This is a genomic window from Streptomyces sp. NPDC052101, assembly GCF_040680235.1.
Lineage (GTDB): Bacteria > Actinomycetota > Actinomycetes > Streptomycetales > Streptomycetaceae > Streptomyces.
Map to the genome: position 1 here is coordinate 1 of NZ_JBFAWH010000057.1, position 21786 is coordinate 21786.

Annotated in this window: 15 protein-coding genes and 1 pseudogene; all 16 read right to left on the bottom strand. The window is 72.7% G+C overall.

The genetic code is table 11. The features are described from left to right. Positions 1 to 610: pseudogene (locus AB0L75_RS41440) on the bottom strand (hypothetical protein); the annotation flags it as partial. Positions 611 to 926: 316 nt separating this feature from the next. Then, positions 927 to 1487: a DUF4232 domain-containing protein gene (locus tag AB0L75_RS41445; protein ID WP_365191459.1), complete on the bottom strand. Its 561-nt coding sequence runs from the start codon at positions 1485 to 1487 to the stop codon at positions 927 to 929. Positions 1488 to 2026: 539 nt separating this feature from the next. Next, complete coding sequence (locus AB0L75_RS41450) at positions 2027 to 3250, bottom strand: 3-deoxy-7-phosphoheptulonate synthase (RefSeq protein ID WP_365191460.1); 1224 nt, start codon at positions 3248 to 3250, stop codon at positions 2027 to 2029. A 110-nt stretch (positions 3251 to 3360) separates the two neighbouring features. Further along, positions 3361 to 4482 carry an acyl-CoA dehydrogenase family protein gene (locus AB0L75_RS41455; protein ID WP_365191461.1) on the bottom strand — a complete coding sequence of 374 codons (1122 nt, stop codon included), beginning with the start codon at positions 4480 to 4482 and terminating at the stop codon, positions 3361 to 3363. 30 nt (positions 4483 to 4512) lie between these two features. Then, positions 4513 to 5010, bottom strand: coding sequence for a GNAT family N-acetyltransferase (locus AB0L75_RS41460; RefSeq protein WP_365191462.1), 498 nt, complete (start codon positions 5008 to 5010; stop codon positions 4513 to 4515). Positions 5011 to 5052: 42 nt separating this feature from the next. Continuing rightward, the gene (locus AB0L75_RS41465) at positions 5053 to 5457 is read right to left on the bottom strand and encodes a flavin reductase family protein (protein ID WP_365191463.1); all 405 of its coding nucleotides are present in this window, start codon (positions 5455 to 5457) and stop codon (positions 5053 to 5055) included. Between the two features lie 116 nt (positions 5458 to 5573). After that, positions 5574 to 6545 (bottom strand): acyl carrier protein, encoded by a 972-nt coding sequence (locus tag AB0L75_RS41470; RefSeq protein ID WP_365191464.1) that lies wholly within the window; start codon positions 6543 to 6545, stop codon positions 5574 to 5576. Beyond that, entirely contained in the window at positions 6542 to 7882 is a 1341-nt protein-coding gene (locus AB0L75_RS41475; protein WP_365191465.1) for a condensation domain-containing protein, read from the bottom strand. The genes AB0L75_RS41470 and AB0L75_RS41475 overlap by 4 nt, the downstream gene beginning before the upstream one ends. Continuing rightward, the gene (locus tag AB0L75_RS41480; protein WP_365191466.1) at positions 7879 to 8910 is read right to left on the bottom strand and encodes a MupA/Atu3671 family FMN-dependent luciferase-like monooxygenase; all 1032 of its coding nucleotides are present in this window, start codon (positions 8908 to 8910) and stop codon (positions 7879 to 7881) included. Before AB0L75_RS41480 ends, AB0L75_RS41475 begins: the two co-directional genes overlap by 4 nt. 3 nt (positions 8911 to 8913) lie before the next feature. Beyond that, positions 8914 to 13635, bottom strand: coding sequence for a beta-ketoacyl synthase N-terminal-like domain-containing protein (locus AB0L75_RS41485; RefSeq protein ID WP_365191467.1), 4722 nt, complete (start codon positions 13633 to 13635; stop codon positions 8914 to 8916). Beyond that, positions 13628 to 15595: a non-ribosomal peptide synthetase gene (locus AB0L75_RS41490; RefSeq protein WP_365191468.1), complete on the bottom strand. Its 1968-nt coding sequence runs from the start codon at positions 15593 to 15595 to the stop codon at positions 13628 to 13630. Before AB0L75_RS41490 ends, AB0L75_RS41485 begins: the two co-directional genes overlap by 8 nt. Next, the gene (locus tag AB0L75_RS41495) at positions 15592 to 16650 is read right to left on the bottom strand and encodes a hypothetical protein (RefSeq protein WP_365191469.1); all 1059 of its coding nucleotides are present in this window, start codon (positions 16648 to 16650) and stop codon (positions 15592 to 15594) included. Before AB0L75_RS41495 ends, AB0L75_RS41490 begins: the two co-directional genes overlap by 4 nt. After that, positions 16647 to 17888 (bottom strand): Coenzyme F420 hydrogenase/dehydrogenase, beta subunit C-terminal domain, encoded by a 1242-nt coding sequence (locus tag AB0L75_RS41500; protein ID WP_365191470.1) that lies wholly within the window; start codon positions 17886 to 17888, stop codon positions 16647 to 16649. The genes AB0L75_RS41495 and AB0L75_RS41500 overlap by 4 nt, the downstream gene beginning before the upstream one ends. After that, positions 17885 to 19168 (bottom strand): aminotransferase class III-fold pyridoxal phosphate-dependent enzyme, encoded by a 1284-nt coding sequence (locus AB0L75_RS41505; RefSeq protein WP_365191471.1) that lies wholly within the window; start codon positions 19166 to 19168, stop codon positions 17885 to 17887. The genes AB0L75_RS41500 and AB0L75_RS41505 overlap by 4 nt, the downstream gene beginning before the upstream one ends. Then, the gene (locus AB0L75_RS41510) at positions 19165 to 20583 is read right to left on the bottom strand and encodes a 3-phosphoshikimate 1-carboxyvinyltransferase (protein ID WP_365191472.1); all 1419 of its coding nucleotides are present in this window, start codon (positions 20581 to 20583) and stop codon (positions 19165 to 19167) included. The genes AB0L75_RS41505 and AB0L75_RS41510 overlap by 4 nt, the downstream gene beginning before the upstream one ends. 118 nt (positions 20584 to 20701) lie before the next feature. After that, positions 20702 to 21724, bottom strand: coding sequence for a ketoacyl-ACP synthase III family protein (locus tag AB0L75_RS41515; RefSeq protein ID WP_365191473.1), 1023 nt, complete (start codon positions 21722 to 21724; stop codon positions 20702 to 20704). Positions 21725 to 21786: the final 62 nt, after the last annotated feature.

Below are 21786 nucleotides of genomic sequence, written 5' to 3' on the forward strand. Positions count from 1 at the left end.
CCAGATCGGAGTTCTTGCTCAGGTCCGAGGCATACTGCTTGTCACGGAACCACTCATCGACCGCCCAGACCCCGTACTGCTGCTGCGCCGCCGTCCTGGTCTGGTCGTACATGGGCACGAACATGGCGTTTCGGCCAACGCAGTGCCCGGCGGTGAGGATCAGGTTGTGCCCCCCGCTGCGCACAACGCTGGCCGTGCAGTTGTGGCCCTTCATGCCTCTGTCCGTGGTGAAGATCGTGCCGACGGACTTGATGCCATTGAAGTGCTGGGCGGTGATGGCGCTGGCGGATCGCTGCCGGACCGCTGCCGTCAAGCCCTTCGGTGGGGCGGTGGTACGGCCCGACGGGTCGGTGGCCGCGGCCATGCGTTCGGGAGTCCAGAAGCTGATGGCGGCCTCGGCCGTCCAGTCGGCGTCGGGGGCCGGCACCTGCGTGTCCGCAGTCGGCGGCTCGGCCGACGGGCCAGCCGAGAGTGTGGGCGTGGGACTGGCCGGCAACTGCGGTGCGGGGCTGGTGCTCTGCGGGAGCCCCGACGCGGTCGGCGTGGGGGTGCCGGGTACAGGGGTCCCGGTGCCGGCCTGGGCCGCTGCGGCGTTGCCCAGCAGGACCACGGCGCTCAGCGCCGCGACAACCCCGAGACGTATTCGTATGTCGAGCAATTCAGGTTTCTCCAAGAGGCAGGCCGGACGGCACGAGGACCCCATGGGCAGGCTCCTGCTACGGAACAGCAGGCGAGCCACTGCTACGGAGTCCGACGCGCGTTCTCCCCCCGACGGCCTGCGCGGCGCTCAATGCGCACAACAGCGCACCCCCGATGTATCCCCCCGTGCCGCCGTACGGCGGCTGTCAACCGACCATGGTCAGCGGTCGCAGCCGTCATGATCGCACGGTCGGCGTGCGGAGGCACACCGTTAATCCACTCGCGGCTCACCGCAGTCGGGGCGCACCCAGCTGCATGCCGCTGCTGCACACCTGCGCCCGCTCATGGCGCCCCTTCGCGTCGGTCAGATGCACGAAGGAGCCGTAATCGTGCGCGGCGGCGTGCGGGGGCCGTACAGAGATGTCGGGGTTGTATTCGGCCGAGACATTGCAGGACGCGGACGGGGAGCCGACCGCGTCGTAGAAGATCGGGAACTCGACGGCATGGCCAGGCTGCAGCACCAGGTGGACCGGCGCAGCCCCCTTCTTCGGCTCCGCGTCGGCCGCCGGCCCCTTGCCGATGAAAGCGCTGAGTTCCGGGTAGCCGTCGAAGGCACAGGGCTTCGCCCCCTTGTGCGTGGCGCTGAGTGTCGCCGTCGGCGTGTTGTGCGGCTTGCCCGGCAGAAGGATCATCTTCCAGCTCAGCTGAGGCGTTCCGCACGCGGCGGGACGAGCGTCCGACGCGCCTTTGGACGGCTGGGCGGCGGCGCTGTGGTCCTTGCCGCAGGCAGCGGCACCCAGCAGCACCACCAGGCTGAGTGCGGAAACCGCCAGTGTCCGCCGTGCCATGAGACTTCCCCCCGGTGAAGACATCCCCGCGGGACCCCGTGTCACCGCTCCTGCCTCACCGCACAGGGAGATGCAGTCCCTCCCGGGAAGGTTCCGGAAGACGCCGGTCAGGCTGCCCCGCGCGATCTCGTACAGCCTCTCCAGCCACTCCCTCGTCGGCTCGTCCTTTGCTGGTGAACATCCAAGCGGCGGCCGGGGGGCAGGTCTGCCCTCCGGTCCCCCCACCCTTAGGTCATCCTCAGATCTGTGGTGCAAGATCCACTCCGGGTCATACGGTCGGCTCCGGCGCGCCACCGACCAACAAACCGAGGGGAATCGTTTTCTCATGCGCATACGCGCTCGTTCTGCTCTGACATCGGCAGTGGCGTTGGCCGCAGCCGCGCTCATGACCGCAGCGGACGCTCCCGTTCCCCCTGACCAGAGCTACCAGGAACGCCTGGACAACGGCCAGCCCACCCAGGGCCCAGCACTTGAGGGAGCCGCCCTCCCCCCAACCAGCACCCCCAGACCTGGCCGAAGCCGTCCTCGACGTCACCCCGCTACAGCGCCCGTAGCAGGGTGCTGAACGCTGTCACCGCCTCCGTTGCCTGCTCCGGGTTGAGGCGGGGGTCGCAGGGGGAGCGGTAGCGGGGGAAGTCGGCTGTCGTCAGGTCGGCGGGGGCCTGGACGCATTCGGTGACCGGTTCCGGTGTCATTTCCAGGTGCAGTCCGCCCGGCCACTGGCGCTGCCGGGACAGGATCCGTACGAAGGACGCGATTTCGTCGACGATGGTGCGTACGGTGCGTGTCTTCAGGCGCGGTCCGTGGCGGACGGTGTTGCCGTGCATGGGGTCGCTCAGCCAGATCACCGGTACCCGGCCGGCCGCGACCGCCTCGACGATCGGCGGGAGCAGCCGGTCTATGCGGTCGGCGCCCATGCGGACGATGAAGGTCAGCCGGCCCGGCCGGCGTTCGGGATTGAGGAGCGCGGCCAGTTCGGCGACTTCGCCGGGGGCGGCGCCGGGTCCGATCTTGACCCCTACGGGGTTGCGGACGGAGCGCGCGAGGGCGATGTGCCGCCCGTCGGGTCGCCTGGTGCGGTCGCCGATCCAGCCGAAGTGGGCGGAGGAGGAGTACCTGGACAGTCCCGGGCCGTCGTCACGTATCAGGGGGAGTTCGTAGGGGAAGAGCAGCAGTTCGTGGGAGACATGGGTGCGCTCGGCCGGAGCGTGGTCCGCCCAGTGCTCGCGCACCGCGGCGAGGGTCTTGGCCGCGCAGTCGTAGGCGGTGAGCAGCCGTAGCGGATCGGGGGTGCGGGCCCGCGCGTCCGCGGCGACGTCGTTGACGGCGTCGCCCCGGTACACGGGTAACAGCTCGTCGGTCTCAGACCGTTCGTGCGTGGCCGACCTCGGCTTGGCGTACTGGCCGGCCATCCGCCCCAGGGTGACGGCCGGTGTGTTCACCTCCGTCCTGATGAGCGAGCCGAGTTCTCGCAGCTGGTCGAGTCGGCGGCGTACCGCGGTGGCCGTCGCGTCGGCGAACAGCTCGGCGCAGTCGCCCCCTTGCAGGACCACCGCCTCGCGGGTCGCCACCTCGGCCAGCCGGTCGGCCAGTCGGTCCGTCTCCTCGGGGCTGACCAGGGCGGGACGCCGGTGCAGGGTCTGCTGGACCTCGGCCAGCAGCTCCGGATCCGGCCAGTCCGGCTGCTGCTCGGCCACCTGCTCGGCCACCTGCTCGGTCATCTGCTCGGTCATCTGCTCCATCGCCGGATGTGGAGTGGTCATGGCGTGGTCTCCGTTTCCCCCGTGGCGATCTGTCGGCAGAGTCTGTCGCAAGCGTTCACTTCGGCTCCGCGCGGCGCCCGACGGCTGCCGGCACGGTGCCGGAACGCCGTTCAGACCAGCGTGAGACCGCCCCCGTTCAACCAGTCGTCCAGGCGTTCCCGCATCGCGTTCTCCGCCGGCGGGTGGAAGGCCAGGGCGCGGCTCGCCGCCAGCAGGTCGACGTTGTCGCCGCTGGTGACGAAGGACATGCCGCCGAGCAGCTCCAGAACGCGGTCGGTGGCCTCCGCGATGGCGCGCTGCGCCGCGTATCTGACCAGGAGCATCCGGCCGAGGAGCATCTCGTCGTGCGGTCCGCTGTCGACCTCGCTGGCCAGTGCCTCCACGGCCGCCGAAGCCGTCTCCAGGGGGCCGAGCGCGGCCAGGCGGTCGACGGCGGCTCCGCGTCCCTCCAGGAAGAGCCGCTCGACCTGTCCGGTGGCGATGCCCAGATAGGCGGCGGTGATCAGCGGGAGGAACAGCAGCATGAGGGAGTTGAGGCGCGGCAGGCTCCGGTCCGGGTCGCCCAGCGGGACGATCCTGTGGTCGGGTACGTGCACCCGGTCCAGGAGTACGGCATCGGTCTGCGCGGCCCGCAGGACCCGGTTGCCCCAGAGCGGCTCCCAGGTGAGCCCGGGTGCGTCCGCCGGGACCATCACGATCAGCAGCCGGCCCGCGTAGGGCGAGCCTTCGGGCCCGGGCGCCAGCAAGGTGAGCAGGCCCATGGAACGGACCAGGGAGCAGGGGCGCTTGGTGCCCGAGATCAGCAGTCCGCCCTCGGCCGGGGACACCTCGATACCGGGCGCGAACAGCTGCTTGCCGGAGCGTCCCTCGGCGCCGCAGGACGCGACGAGATGACGCCGGGAGACGATGTCGGTGAGGACGCGGTCGGCCTCACCGCTGTCCAGCACCTGGGCGAGCCAGGCGACCTTGTAGTGGTGCATGGTGGTGGCGACGGCCAGCGAGGGGGCTCTGCTGCCGACCGCTCGCTGGAGACGTACCCCTTCGAGACAGCTCAGGCCGTTTCCCCCGAAGCGCTCGGGGATGAGGATGTTGCCGCCCCCCGCCTTGCCGAACTCCTCGATGACCTGGGATTCGGGGTCCTCGGCGGCCACGTGGCCCAGCTTGGCGAGCCAGCCGTCGAGCCCCGGCAGCGCCCGGTCCAGTACCGCTCTCTCCGCGGCGAGAATGTTCATTGCCTGTCTCTTTCTCTCACAAGGCTTTGCTCACAGGGCGTACGAGAACCTGATGCGGTCCTCGCCCGGGCCGTCCCAGTCCTTCCAGACCGGAAGCTCCGCCGCCGCACCGCCGGCGCCCGCCGCCTCGTCCAGCGGGACCGGCTGGAAGCCCACCGACAGATGGAAGCGCTGGGAGCGGGTGTTCACCGGGGACACCACGGCGGTGACGGTCCGGCAGTCCCGCTCCTTGGCGAGTGCGAAGAACCGCTCGTACAGGGTTCTGCCGAGCCCGGACCGCCGGTGCTCCGGGGAGACCGCGATGAAGTGGGTGTGGGCTTCGCCCGGCTCGGAGGGCGAGACGATGCCGACCAGGAATCCGACGGTCTCTCCGCTGTCGCCGACCGCCGCCAGGCTGGTCGCGTGGAAGTGGCGCAGGAAGAGCCGCGGGAGCATATGGGAGATCGGTCGCCCCCACCAGTCGTCGACCCGGCGGATCAGTACCGGGTAGTCGCTCTCGCGGAGTTCACGGATACGTACGGCCGTCACCGGCTGTTCCTTCCTGGGGTGTGTCCTCATGTGTGCGGGCCGTCACTGCGGCGGGTGGCCGAGGGCATGGAACTTCCCGTCCGCGAAGAGCAGTTGGGGTGCCCGGTCCCGGGACGCGCAGTCCATGACCGACCCGATGACGATGGTGTGGTCTCCCGCGTCGATGAGTTGAACCGTCCGACAGGTGAAGTGGCCGATCGTACCGGCGAGCCGTATGCCACCGGTCGACGGGACGTCCGCCGTGTCGACCCCGGTGAAGCTGTCCGCCCCGGTCGGCCGGTCCCGGTCCGCGAACCAGCGGGCCAGTTCGGCCTGTTCCGCGGCGAGGATGTTGACGACGAAGCCGCCGCAGACCTCGATGAGCTTCCTGATGCGGGCGCTCTGCTGCACGGAGAAGGACACCAGGGGCGGCGAGAGCGACAGCGTGGTGAAGGAGTTCACCGTCATGCCGTGGACGTCCTTTCCCCGCCCGCTGGTCACCACGGTGACCCCGGTGGGCAGCCGGCGTGCCACGGCGCGCAGTGCGGCCGATGTGACCGACTGATCGTCCGCGAGGTGGGCGTTCAGGAGGATCCCCCCTTGTGCGCTGGTAGCGGGTGTGCGCCGACGAGGACGGCCGCCAGATGCGAGATGCCCGCACCGAGCAGAACGAGCGCCTGCGGTTCCTGCTCGGTCGCGTCGGCGGGCTTGGGTTCGCCGAGCCGGTCCGCGAGGTTGATCAGCGGGTCGCTGCCCTGGCAGTGCGCGACGCGGCCCACTCCGTCCAGGGCGATCCGCTCGCTGTCGAATCCGACGTCGGTCAGGTACATCCGCATCACGTCGCGGGCGAAGTTGCTCGGCAGTACGACCGTCTCGGCCGGCCGCACTGGATGCCGCGCGGACAGCCGGGCGAACAGCTCGCGGTAGGCGGTGATACGGGAGAGCAGCTGCTGCCGCGGCGCTGTGCCGCCGTGTTCCTGTCCGGCGGCGGCGTGGTGTGCCATGGCCAGCACCGGCAGGCCCGGTGCCTCGGCCGACACCAGCACGCAGGCCGCTCCGTCGCTGGCGATGGCCGCGCCGCCGGCCACGACGCGGTCCCCGCCGGTGGACAGATCGGCGAGGTCGCCGCTGACCACCATGACGTGGCGGGCGGTGCCGTCGCGAACCAGGGAGGCCGCGGTGCCGACCGCGACCATGGCCGTCGCGCAGTCCATCATGCCGACGGTGGCCACCGTGGCGCCGGTCATGCCGGTCTCCGCCAGGAGTTCGGCGACGTCCCGGTGGGCGGTGCGGTCGTGCGGCAGGGAGTCGGTGACCAGCAGGACCGTGTCGATCTCGCTGCCCGGGATGCGCGCCTTCGCCAGGCAGCGCTGGACGCAGGCGGCCATCAGCTCGACCACGGGCGCCTCCGACCAGCGGTAGGTGACGAACCCCGCGGCGGGTGAGGTCAGAGCGGCGGCGGTGTCGGGCGCGGCGAGCAGCTCCGGCAGCTCGCCGACGGGTTCGGCGTGTTCCCCGAGTTCGTACGCCGCAGCGCACAGGCGTGGTGTGATCACCGGTCGGCCTCCTGGGCGGCCGCTTCGGCGAGGGCCGTGAACCGCTCGGCGAGGCGTTGCGCGGTGGCCGGGTCGTAGAGGTCGGTGTCGTACTCCAGCCAGCCCGACGCTCCCTCGGCGTCGGGGTAGACGGCGAGTGTCAGGTCGTAGCGGGCGACGTCCTTGTCCAGGTCCGCGGTGGCCACCTCGGCTCCCTGGACGGTCCGGGTGGACTCGCCGAGGTTGTCGAAGACGAAGACGGCGTCGAACAGCGGATGGGTGCCCGGCACCCGGCGCGGAGCGTCGATCAGCTCGCCGGGGTAGGCGGAGTGCGGCAGCCCGGCGCGGGTGACCGTGCTGACGGCGCGGACCCGGGAGGCATGGGTGCCGTCGCCGGGGTCGCGCAGCCGCACCGGAAGGACGTTGAGGAGATATCCGACGGACTGCTCGGTGCCCGGCCGGTCCCGGCCGGCGACGAAGGTGCCCAGCAGCACGTCCTGCGTCCCGCCGTGTTCGGCGAGCGCCGCCCAGGCGACGGCGAGCCATGCCGCGTAGGCGGTGGCGGCGGCGCGCCGGGCGGACGCGGCGAGCCCCTGGGCGACGGCCGCGGGAACGGTGAACGTCACCCGGCCTCCGGGCCGCCGGGAGGGCGTCCTTCTGGGCCGGTCGGTCGGCAACGGCGCGGGGGCGTCCGCGACTTCGGCGGCCCAGTGCCGGCCGGCTGCCTGTCCGGCGTCGCTCGCCGCCCAGGCGGCCTGTTCGTGGGCGAACCGGCTGAAGGGGATCGCGGCCGGCGGTGCGCTGCCCTCGTCACGGGTGAGTTCGTCCAGCAGGAGTTCGAAGGACCACGCGTCGAAGACCAGGTTGTGCACGACGACCAGCACCCACGCCTCCTCGGCCGAGGCGCCCTCGGCCAGGACCACCCGCAGCAGCGGGCCGCGGGCCAGGTCGAACGGCTGGTGCGCCAGCTCCTTCGCCGCCGCGTGGGCGGACGCCCGGTCCGCGAACCGGGTGCGGGTCAGCGCCGGTGGCAGCGTCGGGTGCACCACCGGGCGGACGCCGTCGTCCGTCGTCTCGAAGGTGGTGCGCAGCGCGTCGTGGGCGTCGGCGAAGCCCCGTACGCGGTCCGCCAGCCGGTCGAGGTCGACCCGGGCGCCCGTCAGCTGCACGGCCTGGCAGACCACGTCGACGGGTCGGCCTCCCGTGTCGTGGTGGGCGTCCCACAGCCGCAGCTGGCCGGGGGTCAGCCGGTCCTGGGGGCGCCGCTGCTGCCGGACCCTGGCGAGCAGGCGGGCCCGCGCCTCGGGGGTCAGGGCCGCGAGCCGGGCGGTGAGGTCGGCGGGTAGGGACGACGTCATGCGTAGCGCCTCCGCAGCTCGTTCAGCTGGCCGAGGCTCTGGACGACGAGGTTCTCGTCGACGCCGAAGTCGATGAGGCAGGCGATCTCGGTGACCCCCATGCCCTTGAACCGGTCGACCACGGCCACGCAGGAGTCGGGGGTGCCGAGCAGCGCGCCCTTCTCGAAGTACTTGTCGAAGGCGAACTTGATCAGCTGCTCCTGGTCGCCCTCGGACATGTCGCGGACCCCCGCGCCCGGTGCCAGGTTCTTCTTCTGGGAGTCGATGACGGTGAGGAACGAGCGCAGGTACTCGCTGAACGGCGGCCAGACCGTCTCGCGGACCTCGTCGAGATCGGTGCCGATGAAGGTGTGCAGCATCAGCGTGACCTTCGCGTCCTCCGGGTCGTGCCCGTAGGCGGCGAGGGTCTTGTAGTAGAGGGCGAGTTTCTCCTCCAGTTCCTCGTTGGTCATGTCGATGAGGCCGGTCAGCACATGGCAGCCGAGGCGGCCGGCCGTCTCGAAGGTGTCCGTGCTCTTGGTGCAGGTCAGCCAGATCGGCAGCTCGGGCTGGACCGGCTGGGGATGCAGCTCGATCTCGACGTGGTTGCCGAGGCCGTCCTGGACCGCGACGGGGGCGCCCTCCCAGAGTTCGCGGATCGTCTCCACGGCGTCGAAGGTGCGCCGCCGCCGGTCCTCCCAGCCGGCCGGGTTGATGCTGAAGTCGACCGGGCTGAAGCCGGTGGCCAGGGCGATGCCGGCGCGTCCCTGGGAGAGGTTGTCGACCACCGCCCATTCCTCGGCCACCCGGATCGGGCTGTGCAGCGGCAGGATGACGCTGCCGGCCCGGATCTGGAGCCGCTGGGTCGCGGTGGCCAGGGCGGCTCCGAGGACGGACGGGTTGGGATACAGGCCGCCGAAGCGGTGGAAGTGCCGCTCGGGCGTCCAGATCGCGGTGAAGCCGTTCTCGTCCGCGTACTTGGCGGCGTCGAGGACGAACCGGTACTTGTTCTTCTCGTCGCCGGAGAAGAAGATCAGGCTGAAGTCCACAAGTCAGCGCTCCTCGTGCTGGGATTCTTGGGTCTCTTCGGCGAGCAGCCGTTCGGCGTCCTCCGGGGCGAGCGCCGCGAGCTGGGCGGCGAGCGCCTCGATCTCGTCGCTGTCACCGGTGCGACCGGCCTGCTCGGCCTCCTCGCGCTCGTCCAGCCGCCGCCCGACGAGCGCGGCGAGCGCGCGTGGGGTCGCCTCGACGAGTACGTCGGCGAGCGGGACCTCGATGGCGTACAGCTCACGGACGTTCGACAGCAGCCGGACGATGAGCAGCGAGTCACCGCCGAACTCGAAGATGTCGCCGTCCGCCGGTATCTCCGCGCTGCCGAGCGCGTCCCGGATCAGCCGCAGCACCTGCTCGGTCAGGTCCGTGCCGGCGTCGGTGCCGAGTTCCTCGGCGAGCGCCGTGGCACCGGACGACGGCCGGGCGAGCCGTTCGTCGCGCACCCACTGGTCCAGGCGGTGGCCGATGTCCCAGGTGGAGACCGCGGCATGGGAGACGTCGCGCAGGCTCAGCAGCCGTCGTACGGCCTCCAGTCCCTCGTCGGGCTGGATCGCCTTGTCGTCCATGCTCCGGCCGATCGCGGAGATCGCCCGCTTCTCGTCCTGGTGGTGCTGCCAGACGTCCCATGCGGCGCTGATCCACACGGTGCGGTCCAGGCCGCGGTTGGCGCGTTCGGCGGCGGCGTCCATGAAGTGGTTGGCCGCGCCGTAGGCGAGCAGCCGCAGGCCGCCGAGGACTCCGGCGAGCGAGGACAGCATCAGGCAGAAGTCGACCGGGCGGTCGGCGAGTACCTGCTCCAGGGCGATCTGGCCGTGTGCCTTGGGCACGAAGTGCCACTGGCACTGCTCCACGCTGGCGCTGGTGATGGCGCGGTCCCAGCGTTCGCCGGGCAGGCCGGCGGCGTGGATGACGCCGTGCAGCGCGCCGAAGTGCTCCTGGACCCGGTCGGCCGCGGCCCCGAGGGCGTCGGCGTCGGCCACGTCCGCGTGCACCAGCAGCAGTTCGGCGCCGAGGGCCTCCAGTTCCCTGAGCCGGGTGATCCGCAGTGCGGTCTCGTCATCGGGCTCATGGCCGGCCAGCCATGCGTCCCAGGTGTCGCGCCGCGGCAGCGGCTCGCGGGTGAGGAGGGCCAGCCGCGCCCGGGTCTGCTCGTGCAGCCACCGGGCGATGGTGGAGCCGATCTCGCCGAGGCCGCCGGTGATGAGGTACACGCCCTCCTCGCGCAGCCGCGAGCGTGCGTCGGCGGACCAGTCGGCGCGCACGGGTTCCAGGTCCGCGATCCAGCGGCCGGCGCCCCGGAGGGTGACCGCCAGCTCCGGGCGGCGCACGGTGGCGATTTCGGCGGCGAGGGTGCGCAATGACCGCTCGTCGACGACCGCGGGGAGGTCGAAGTGGCGGGCGCCGATGTTGCCGTGCTCCTGTCCGATGACCCGGGCGGCGACGGCGAGCGAGACCAGCTCGGCCGCGGGTTCGGGTTCGGCGGGGCTTACCGCGTAGGCGCCCGCGCTGATCAGGTCCAGGTGCAGGGGGCGGGTGACGTTGTGTGCGCCGAGGGCCTTCACCAGGGCGATGAGGCTGTAGAGCCCGTTTCGCTGGGCCTGTTCGAAGCGGGGGATGCCGCGCTCGGCGGGCAGGGCCGCGGTGGACCAGGCGTGGACCACCCGTCCGGGCAGCCGGTCCTCGGCGAGGAGTTCGCCGACCAGCCGGCTGTGGTCCTCCTCGGAGTCGGGCCGCACGGTGAAGGCGGCTCCGTCGCGGGCGTACGTCTCGCCCGCGGCGACGGTGATCACCTCGCCGGTGAAGGCGAGGCCGGCCAGGCGGGCGGCGGTGCCCTCGGCGTCGGCGAAGAGCAGGACGGGATCGGCGAGCGGTGCCGGGTCGGTGTCGAGGGTGCCGACGGCCGGCCGCCACACGGGGGTGGAGAACCATTCGTCCAGCGGCAGTTTGCGTACCGCGGGGGTGCCGCTGCCGGTGAGAGTGCCCGAGCCGGGCTCGATCCAGTAGCGGGTCCCTTCGAACGGGTAGGTGGGCAGCGGTGCCTTGCGGCGTCCGCGCCCGGCGTAGTAGCCCGGCCAGTCGGGGGTCAGTCCCACCGCCCACAGCCGTCCCAGGGCGGCGTTGACCGCGGTGACATCGGCGTCGGGGTCCTTGCCGCGGGCAGCGGAGGTGACGACCGGGACGCCGGTCTCCCGGTCCGGGTGGCGTCGGGTGAAGGTGGCCAGGGTGTGACCCGGTCCCACCTCGACGAAGACCTGGTCGCCCTCGGCCAGCGCGGTCGCCACGCCGTCCGCGAAGCGCACGGTGTCCCGCAGGTGCGCGCCCCAGTACGCGGGGTCGGTGGCCTCCTCGTCGCGGATCCAGGTGCCGGTCCGGTTGGAGAGGAACGGGATCCGCGGGCGGTGCAGCTCCACCTGGCGGACGAGTTCGGTCAGCGGTTGCACGGCCGCGTCCATCATCGCCGAGTGGAAGGCGTGAGAGGTGGCGACCTTGCGGTGCGGGACGCCGTCGGCGGTGAGCTTGGCCGTCAGGGTCCGCATCGCCTCCCGGGTGCCGGCGACCGTGCAGACCGCGGGCTCGTTCACGGCCGCCAGGTCCACTCCCTCGGCCATGTAGGAGGCCAGCTCCGCCGGGCTGGTCATCACGGCGGTCATGACGCCGGCGGGCAGTTCGTCCACCAGCCGGCCCCGCTCGGCGACCACCCGCAGCGCGTCGGGCAGCGCGAAGACGCCTGCCAGGGTGGCGGCGACGTACTCGCCGATGCTGTGGCCGATGAGTGCGGAGGGCTGGATGCCCCAGGCCATCCACTGCCGGGCCAGGGCGAGTTCGGTGGCGAACAGGGTGGGCTGGACGAGGCGGGTGCGGCTGAGGTCGTGCGGCTCGCCCTCGTACCCGCGCAGCCGCGGATAGAGCGCGTCGCGCAGGTCGAGCCCGAGGTGAGGCCGCAGCAGCTCGGCGCACTCGTCCAGCGTGCCGCGGAACACCGGGAGGTGCTCGTACCAGCCCTGGCCCATGGCGGGGTACTGGGCGCCCTGGCCGGGCAGCAGGAAGGTGACCGGGCGCGGGGCGGGCTGGCCGGAGTCACGGTAGACGAGCCGCGGGTCGGCGGTGCGCAGGGCGCGTACCGCGCTCGCCCGGTCCGGTGCGGTGACCACGGCCCGGTAGTCGAAGGTGTGGCGGGTGGTGGCCTGGGTGTAGGCGGCGTCGTCGAGGGCGGTGTCGCCGAGCGCGGTGTCGCCGAGCGCGTCCGGTGCGGCGGGATCGGGGGCGGTGGCCTCCAGGTGGTCGGCCAGGGCCTGGCACGCCTTCTCCAGGGCGGCCGGCGACTTGGCGGAGACCGGCAGGACCACGACCGGCGGTGCGGGGGCGGCCGCGGGGGAGGCCGGCACCGCGGGTGCCTCCTCCAGCACCACGTGCGCGGTGGTGCCGCCCATGCCGGTCGAGGTGACGGCGCAGCGCAGCGGTCCCTCGCCGGCCTGCCACGGCTCGACGGCCGTGGCCACCCGGAAGCGTTCCGCGTCGGTCTGGCACTCCGGGTTCCACGCGGTGAAGTGCGGTGTCGGCACGAGGGTGCGGTGGTGCAGCATCAGGACGCACTTGATGAGCCCGGCGATGCCGGCGGCCGTGCTCAGGTGGCCGATGTTGGCCTTGACCGATCCGACGGTGAGCGGCTGGGCGCGGTCCGTGCCGTACGCCTGGGCGACGGCGGTCAGCTCGATCGGGTCTCCCATGCGGGTACCGGTGCCGTGTGCCTCCAGGTAGCTCACGGTGGCGGGGGCGACGTCCGCGACGCCGAGGGCCTCGGCGAGTACGGCGGCCTGGCCGGTGACGCCGGGCGCGGTGTAACCGGCGCGGTCGTTGCCGTCGTTGCCGACGGCCGAGCCGCGCAGCACGGCCCAGACGGTGTCGCCGTCGGCCAGGGCGTCCTCCAGCCGTTTGAGCACCACGAGGCCGACGCCGTTGCCGAAGATCGTGCCGTCCGCACCGGCGTCGAAGGGCCGTACGACACCGCTCGCCGAGGTGATGCCGTCGGTCTCGTGCAGGTATCCGGCCTCCTGCGGGAAGCGGAGGGCGACGCCGCCGGCCAGCGCGACATCGCACTCCTGCGCGAGCAGGCTCTGCATCGCCAGGTGCACGGCGACCAGGGAGGTGGAGCAGGCGGTCTGCACGCCGATGCTCGGCCCCATGACCTTGAGGTGGTAGGAGGCGCGCGTCGTCAGGTAGTTGGGGTCGTTGCCCATCATCGTGGCCATGTCCTGCTGCATGCGGTGCAGCGAGCCGTGGTATCCGGCCTCGCCGGTCAGCACGTTGTTGAGCAGGTAGGTGCTGTGCAGCGACCCGCCGAACACGCCGATGCGGCCCGGGTACACCTCCGAGTCGTGGCCGCTGTGCTCCAGCGCCGCCCAGGCCGACTGCAGGAAGAGGCGCAGCTGCGGGTCCATCCGTTCGGCTTCCCGCGCGCTGAGGAAGAAGAACGACGCGTCGAACGCGTCGGCGTCGTCGAGCACCGCGGCCCTGCGGACGTAGCGGGGGTGCGCGAGCATGTCCTCCGGCACGCCGGCGGCGCGCAGCCGCTCCTCGTCGAGGTCCGAGATGTGATCGGTGGCCGCGAGCAGATTGCGCCAGTACTCATGGTGGTCACGGGCGCCCGGGAAGCGGCAGTCCAGACCGACGACGGCGATCCGTCCGGCCGCGGAGGCATCTTCGTGCAGTCGTTCAGTCACGTACGTCTCCTGAGGCGGTGTTCGTGCCGTCACCCGAGAGCGGGACGATGGCGGTGTTCGGATTACGGGTCTGGGCGCGGACGGCGGAGCGCCGGGAGGCGTGTGCGGCACGGCGGCGCGCTCCTCGGGCCGTTCCCTGCGGCGGTTCGCCGCCGGCGCCGCCGGCCCGGGACGTCGCTGATGCGTCGATCAGCCGGGCCAGGGCGCGGATGGTCGGTGCCCGGTACAGGTCCGTCATCCGCAGCGCGGGGGCCAGGGTGCGGGTGAGCCGCTCGTGCACGGCGGCCATCCGCAGCGATGTCCCGCCCAGGTCGAAGAAGTTGTCGTCGAGGCCGGGCCGGGCGACCCCCAGCACCTCGCGCCACGCCGCGGCGACGGTCCGCTCGGCGGGGCCGCCGCCGTGGGTGTCACGCGCCGCCGTGGCGCGCCGCGCGTCGGCGAGCGGATCGGGCAGCGCGGCGCGGTCGATCTTGTGGTTGGGCGTCAGCGGCAGCTCGTCGAGCGGGACGTAGGCGGTCGGCACCGCGTGATCGGGCAGCGTTCCGCGCAGTTGTGCGCGCAGGGCGGCGGGTTCGAGCCGCGCGCCGTCGTGGCCGACCACATAGGCCGCCAGCTGCCGTTCGCCCAGCCCGTCGGTGAACGGCATCACCACCGCCTCCCGGATCTGGGGGAGCTGCTTGAGCACGCTCTCCACCTCGCCGGTCTCCACCCGGATGCCGGAGATCTTCACCTGGAAGTCACGGCGCCCGATGAGCAGCAGTGTTCCGTCGTCCAGCCGGCGCGCGAGGTCGCCGGTGCGGTAGGTCCGGCCGTCCGGCGCGGCGCCGGGGGCGAGGTAGCGGCTGGCGACGACGATCTCGCCCTCCCCGGCGCCCTCGACGGTGCGGCCCTCGGCGTCCTCCAGCCGGACGACGGTCTCGGGCACCGGGTCGCCGAGGGGGAAGACCCCGGTGGGCGGCCGGTAGGTGCGGTCGGCCACCCGCAGCAGGGCGCACGAGCACTCGGTGGAGCCGTACGCTCCGGCGACCTGGCAGCCGGCGTCGAAGTAGCCGCGGCACGCCTCCAGGTCGGCCAGGTGCAGGGTGTCCCCGCCTAGGGCGAGCATGCGCAGCGCGGGCAGCCGGGTTCCCCGGGTCTCCATGGCGCGTACCAGCGCCCGGAAGACGGGCAGGGTCGAGTGGTACACGGTGAGGTGCTCGGCCGCCATCCACTCCAGCAGCCCCGTGATGCCGAGGGACTTGAGGTCGACCGGGTACAGCGCCGCGCCGTTCAGCAGTGCGCAGAAGGTGTCCTGGACCGCCGAGTCCCAGCTGTAGGCGGACTGGAGGGACAACCGGTCCAGCGGTCCGATCCCGAGCCCGTCGGTCCAGGCCCTGGTGTGGTGCAGCACATTGCGGTGCAGCTGCGCCACCGGCTTGGGCCGGCCGGTGGAGCCCGAGGTGTACAGCACGTACGCCTCGCCCTCCGGGACGGCGCGTACCTCGGTCTCCCCGGCCCGCGGGACCCGCCGTACCAGTTCGGCGTAGTCCAGCACCGGGCAGCCGCCGCCGGCCAGCCGCCCTGCCGCCGGCGCGTGTTCGGCCACGGTGACCAGCGCGCGGATGCCCGCGTCGCCCGCCATGAAGGCGAGCCGCTGCTCCGGGTAGGCGGCGTCGAGCGGCACATAGGAGAGCCCGGCCCGCAGGACGCCGAGCAGTGCCGCGATCATCTCCGCCCCGTGGGAGAAGAGCAGCCCCACGCGCTCCCCCGGCCGCAGTCCCCGGTCCACCAGGGCCGCGCAGACGCGGGCGGAGTGCTCTTCCGTGTCCCGGTAGGTCCAGCGGACGCCGGGGGTGACGACGGCCTCGCGGGCGGGGTGTGCGGCGGCCGCCTCCAGGAAGCGGTGGGCCAGGGTGCGCGCCGCGTCGGCCGTGGGGAACGGCCGGTGACCGGTCCCGGTGCTGCTGCCGTCGCTCGTCATGACCGTGTCTCCTCGGGTCCGTACGCGAACACCACGGCAAGGTGCGCGGGGCGGTCCCGCAGCTCGGCGTATGCCTCTTCGGCGTGTTCCAGCGGGCGGCTCACCAAGCCCATCCGACCGGGGCGGACGGCTCCGGCGCCGATCAGGTCGAGGGCCCGTTGCAGGTTCTGGGTGACGGTGCCCTCGCCTTCGGGCGGGGTGACGTCGGTGAGTCCGCGCGCGTAGTCGGGGTCGCGGTAGCCGGCCCCGCAGCGGGCCGCGTAGCGGATGTCGAGATTGCCGAGTTCGACGCTGAACTCGACGTGCGCGGAGAACCGGCCGACGCCGATCAGCCGTGGCCGGCCGGGCGTACGCCCCGCCCAGCGGGCGGCGGCGGCCACGGTGTCGCTCGCCTCGCCGGTGCCGCACAGGAAGACGCAGCGGCCGAGCGGGTGCGGCGCGGTCGCCTCGTCCGCGAAGAACTCCGCCGTGCCGGTCTGCGCGCCCAGTCCCAGTGCCGCCGCGGTACGGGCCCGTTCGGGCCGCAGGTCCAGCACGGTGACCCGGTGTCCGCGGGCGGCGGCGATCTGGCCGACCAGCAGTCCGACCATGCCGGCGCCGACCACCGCGGCTTCGTCCCCGGGCCGCAGGACGGCCCGGTCCACGGCGTGGACGGCGGTCGCCGCCAGGTTCGCCACCACCGCGTCCGCCAGGTCCATACCGCCCGGGACGCGTCGGCACAGCCGGTACGGCACGGTGATCACATCGCCGTGGACGGCCTCGCCCCAGCTCATCGCGATCACCCGGTCGCCCACGGCGAACCCGGTCGCCCGGGGGCCGACGGCGTCCACCACCCCGGCCGAGCAGTACCCGAGCGGGAAGTCCTGCCCCGTACCGGCGAAGCGGTCCAGGTAGTGCAGTTCGGTGCCGGGGCTGACCAGGCTGTAGGCCGCCCGGATCCGCAGCTCGCCGCGGCCGGGCGGGCCGACGCGCACCTGCTCGGTGCGCGGCAGGGGCCGGCCGCCCGCGAGGAGCCGGCGCGAGGTGACGTGGGGATGGTCGGCGACGGTGGTCATCCCTCCTCCCCGCGTTCCCAGGCCCGCTCGGTCGAACCGTCGGGAGCCGCGATCCACCGTTCGTCGTCGACGGTCTCCAGTTCCTCGCGGTGGCCGGGTATCGGCCCGGCGGGGATGGGCGCGCCGGACCGCTCGTAGGTGGCCCGCCGGTTGCGTTTGCGCTCCAGCCCGAGGTTCAGGCCCTTCAGTTCCACCGGGCTGACCGCGAGGAAGCCCCGGGCGCCTGCCTCGGCCACCGCCTCGGCCCCCGCCTTGGTGCGTACGAACACCCGGCCGTGCTTGGCCCGTTCACCGTCGCCGGCGCTCGCCGCGAAGATGTTGGGGTCGCCGTCGCTGACGCTCACGTCGGCCAGCCCCGACATCCAGTCGCCGCAGGACAGGCAGCGGTGCGTCTTGTTGCCGGCGAAGTCCCGCACCGCCTGCCAGAAGGCGACCCGGTGGTCCTGGCCGTCGTCGGTGCGCACGGAGACCTCGCCGGGGTAGTGGCCCTCGCGGTAGCGCAGCCGGACCACCGACTCGACGGGCACCTCGGCCCGCTGCTCTATCACGGAGCGGGTGCCCTCGGGACGGGTGTTGGACGAGCAGGCCGGCTCGGTCATGAGCACGACCCGGTCGCGCGCCCAGCGTCCCGCCGCGGTGTCCATGGCCTGGAGCTTGCGCATCGCCTGGATGTGGCAGGCCACTCCGGTCAGTGCCACCCTCGCATCGGGCTCCTGGAGCATGGTCTCGCGCAACGCGCCTAAGTAGGGGGCGAGTTGATAGGTGGACTGGGCGGTCTCGACCAGCTCGGCGGGATCGCGCGCGATCGCCGGTGCGGCGCGCCACGGCTGCTCGGGGTCCCGGCCCATCGTGAGCACCACGTCGACGTCGAGCACCGCCATGGCCGCCTGGAGCAGGGCGGTGAGGCTGCCCCCGCTCGCGGAGGCCTCGAAGACGCCGGCGTCCAGCGCGTGGCCCGCGAGCACCTCGGAGAAGATGCCGGTCCACCGCTCGTCGGCGTCGCGGCCCCGGCCGAACAGCCGCTCCTCGGACTGCCGGGTGGCGGGATCGGCGCCCGGGCACACCGTCAGGCAGTCGCCGCAGGTTCCGCAGTCGGACTCGGTCCAGGCCGGCTCGGTCAGGACCGGCTCCAGGCCGTCGAAGCCGATGACACCGGCCGGGCAGGCCAGTTGGCAGGCCCCGCACACGGTGCACAGATCGGGTTCCAGAATGTCGTGTACCAACTGTTGGAAGCTCATATTCGGGTGTCCTCCGAGCCGTCGGCCTGGGCCACGGCCGCGGTCAGGCCGTCCATCAGGAACCGGTAGTCCCGTTCCTCCAGGAGCGCCGGCGGGACGATCTTCACGGTGGCGCCCTCCGGTCCCCCGCCGAACAGCAGGAGCCGGGCGGCGAGCGCCGCGTCGCGGACGGCCTGGGAGAGCGCCGGGTCGGGAGTTCCGTCCCGTACGCAGTCGAAGGCCGCGAGGGCGCCCGCCGTTCGTACCGCGGTCATCCAGGGGAAGCGGTCGGCCAGCTTCCCCAGATCGGTGCCGAGCCGTTCGCCGAGCGCCCTGGCGCGGCCGGGCAGGTCCTGCTCGACGATGGTGTCCAGCACCGCCGAGGCGGCGGCGCAGCTGAGCGGGGAGCCGGAGAAGGTGGACGTCTGCACGCCGGCCGGGAGGGCGTTGACCACCTCCCGCTCCCCCACCACGGCGCTGATCGGGAACCCGTTGCCGAGTGTCTTGCCCACCAGCGTCAGATCGGGGGTCCGCGTCATCAGCTCGGCGGTGAACATGCGGCCGGCGCGCCCGAGTCCGGTGTAGATCTCGTCGAGTACCAGCAGGGCGCCCCTGGCGTGGGCGGCCCGGGCGATCTCGTCCAGCAGCGCGGGCTCCATGATCAGCAGGCCCTCGGTCACCTGGATCGGCTCCAGGACGACCGCGGCGGTGCCGCCGAGCCGGTCGGCGGTGTCCAGCGCGGCGGTCAGGTCCGCGAGCGCGGCGGCGATGCCGTCGGGACCGTCCGGGCGGGACGTGCGTGGGTCGGGCAGCGTCGCGGTGACCACCGCGTCGGACGGCAGGGCGCTGTACGCCTTGAACTCCGCGCGCCAGGTCAGGCCCAGCGCGCCGGCGGTCTTGCCGTGGTAGGCGTGGGTGAAGCCGACCACCGCCCGATGGCCGGTGGCCGCCCGGGCGATCTTCAGCGCGGTCTCGACCGCTTCCGCCCCGGTCACCGCGGGCAGCACGGCAGGCGTCCGGTAGGGCGAGAGTTCGCCCAGCCGGCGCACCATGCCGGTCCGCGCCTGCGAGCCCAGTTTGCATCCGGTGTGCACGAGTTGGTTCAGCTGGGCCGTGGCGGCGGCGAGCACCGCCGGGTGCTGGTGGCCCAGCGTCGCGGCCCCGCTGCCCGACGTGCCGTCGAACCAGGCGGAGCCGTCCTCGGCGTACAGCCAGGGGCCGTCGCCGGATTGGAAGGCGGGCCCCAGCACCGTACCGGTCGAGACCGCCTCTTCCACGGCTGTTGCTTGCGCGTTGTTCATGTCCGGGGAACCTCGGTGATCGTGGCGCCTACGGCACGCTGTGTGTCGGCGAAGCCAGGGAATGACGTGTGGTGACAGGCACCGCCCGAGACGGTGGTGCGTCCGGGCAGGCTCACGGCCAGGGTGGCTGCGGCCATGGCGATGCGGTGGTCCTCGAAGGCGGGCACCGTCCCCGCGGTCAGCGGGGCCCCGCCCAGCACCTTCAGGCCGTCCCCCGCCACCTCGACGTGCGCGCCGAAGGCCGCGGCCATCCGTGCCGTCGTGGTGAGGCGGTCGGTCTCCTTGAACCGCAGCTCCTCGGCGCAGCCGATCCATGAGGTGCCGGGCAGCCGGGCGGCGACCACGGCGAGCAGCGGTACCTCGTCGATCAGGGCGTGCAGGGTGGCGGGCTCGTCGACCCGTACGGCCGTGACGTCCTCCAGGCCGCCGCGGACGACGATGGTGCCGGCCCGCTCGCCGCTGGAGTCGACCCGCTCGTCCTGGTAGGCGATGTCCGCGCCGGCTCGGCGCAGCACCTCGAAGAAGCCGAGGCGGGTCGGGTTGAGGCAGACGTCCGGCACCCTGAGTTCGCCCGCTTCCCCCCACAGCAGCTGCGCGGCGACGGGATACGCGGCGAGCGACGGGTCGGCGGGGACGTCGATGACGTCGGGCACGGTGTACGGACTTCCGTCGTACCGTACGGCGCCCGGGACTTCCGTCAGCCGGGCGCCGAAGGCGGCGAGCATGCGCTCGGTGTGGTCCCGGGAGCGCACCGGATGACGGATGTCTGCGGGCAGGCCGGCGGCGACCGCGGCGAGGAGCACTCCGGAGCGCGCCTGGGCGCTGCCCACGGTGAGTTCCACCGTCGCGGAGCGGTGCACCGTGCCGCGGACCAGCACCGGCAGCCGTCCGGGTTCGCCCAAGTACGCGATGTCCGCGCCCAGTTGGTTCAGCGGGGTGACGAGCCAGTCCATGGGCCGGTGCCGCAGTACGTCGTCGCCGTCCACGACGGCGCTTCGGCCGCTTCCGGCGAGGACTCCGATCAGCAGCCGGGCGGCGGCGCTCGAACCGCCCGTGTCCAGGTAAGGGACGTCGTGCGGCCAGTGGTCGAGGTCCGGGTGGGCGCGCACCGGCTGGGGTACGGCCGTGCCGTCCCGCTCCACGACGAGGGTGCCGCCCTCGATGACCGGGTGTGCTCCGAGGGCGCGCATCGCGGGGAGCAGGGCGCGGACCGCGCCGCCGAGATTGGCGTTGCGGACGGTGAGCCGGGAGGGGGCGCCGGGCAGGAGGGCGGCCAGCAGGGCGCGATGGCTCACCGACTTGTCCCCCGGCACCTCGACGGTGAGCGACGGCGTGCCGCGGCGGAGCCGGCCGCCGTCCACCACCAGGTCGGCCGACGTCGTCAGGGGCTTGTCGTACTCCGGTAACTCAGGCAAGGGAACACTCCAACGGTGGTTGGCCGTCCGGGTCGGTCGGACCAGGGCGTGCCGGCGGGCGGGCGCGGTGTCACCGACGGTGCCGCCGGGGGCCGGGTGTCGAGCGGTGCTGGGTCTGCTAACGGGTCCAGGACGGACGGCCCACGATGTCGAGCACCGCGGCGCTCCAGGTGAAGCCGATGCCCATGCCGACGATCAGGACGCGGTCGCCCTCGCCCAGCTCGCCCGTGCCGAGCAGGTGCTCCAGGGCGATGAACTGGTCGCTGTTGCCGAGGTGGCCCAGACGACGGCCGTACGTCCACGTCGTGCGCTCCACCGGTATGCCCAGCGGCTCCAGGTACATCTCGTCGAGGACCTTGTGTCCGAGGTTGGAGACGATCACGCGGGCGACGCCGTCCAGTGGGAGGTCCGCCTCGGCCAGTGCCTCGCCCACCACGCCCACGACCTGTGCGCCGCATCTCTTGCGTGTCTCGGCCGCGCCGAAGGTCTGCAGGAAGGAACGTTTGCGCGGGGCGGTGTCGACGGCCCCGCGCCGGTGCGCGGACAGCGCCAGTGGCTCGGCGCCGCGGTGCATCTCCTCCAGCGTCGCATCGGTTCTGGTGGCGAGGCTGCGGAGCCGGGCGAATCCGTGCCGGCGGGACACCACGACGGCCGCCGCCCCGTCGCCCATCACCATGCCCTTGTTGGACCGCCACCGGTCGAACTCGCCGTCGAAGCGGTCCGCGCAGGTGACCATGACGGCGTCGTTCCCGGGCATACGGAGGTGGCCGCGGGCCAGGTCCAGCGCGGCGAGGCCGCCGTTGCAGCCCTGTCTGATCTCGATCGCGGTCGCGGAGTTCCCGACGGCGTACCGCTCGATGTACGAGGGTGAGGCCCACAGTTCGGGCCCTTGCCGGTACAGGGAGGCGTGCAGCAGCAGGGTGATGTCGGCCGGCTGGTGTCCCGAGCGGTCCAGCGCCTGCCGGCCGGCCCTGACGGCCATTTCCGGAGCCGAGAGCCGGGTCTCCACGGCCACCGACTCGATCCGGTCATCGGCGTCCCAGTCCGGGTCGTACCGGCCGGCGGCGACCGCCTCGGACACCGGTGAGGCCGCCGGCACATAGCTGCCGATGGCGGCAAGGTAGACGTCGCCTGCCCGCATGCTGGGAGATCCCCCTGGATGAGTCCGTTGTCAGTGGTCATGGGTGATCACTGAGCGTGTGG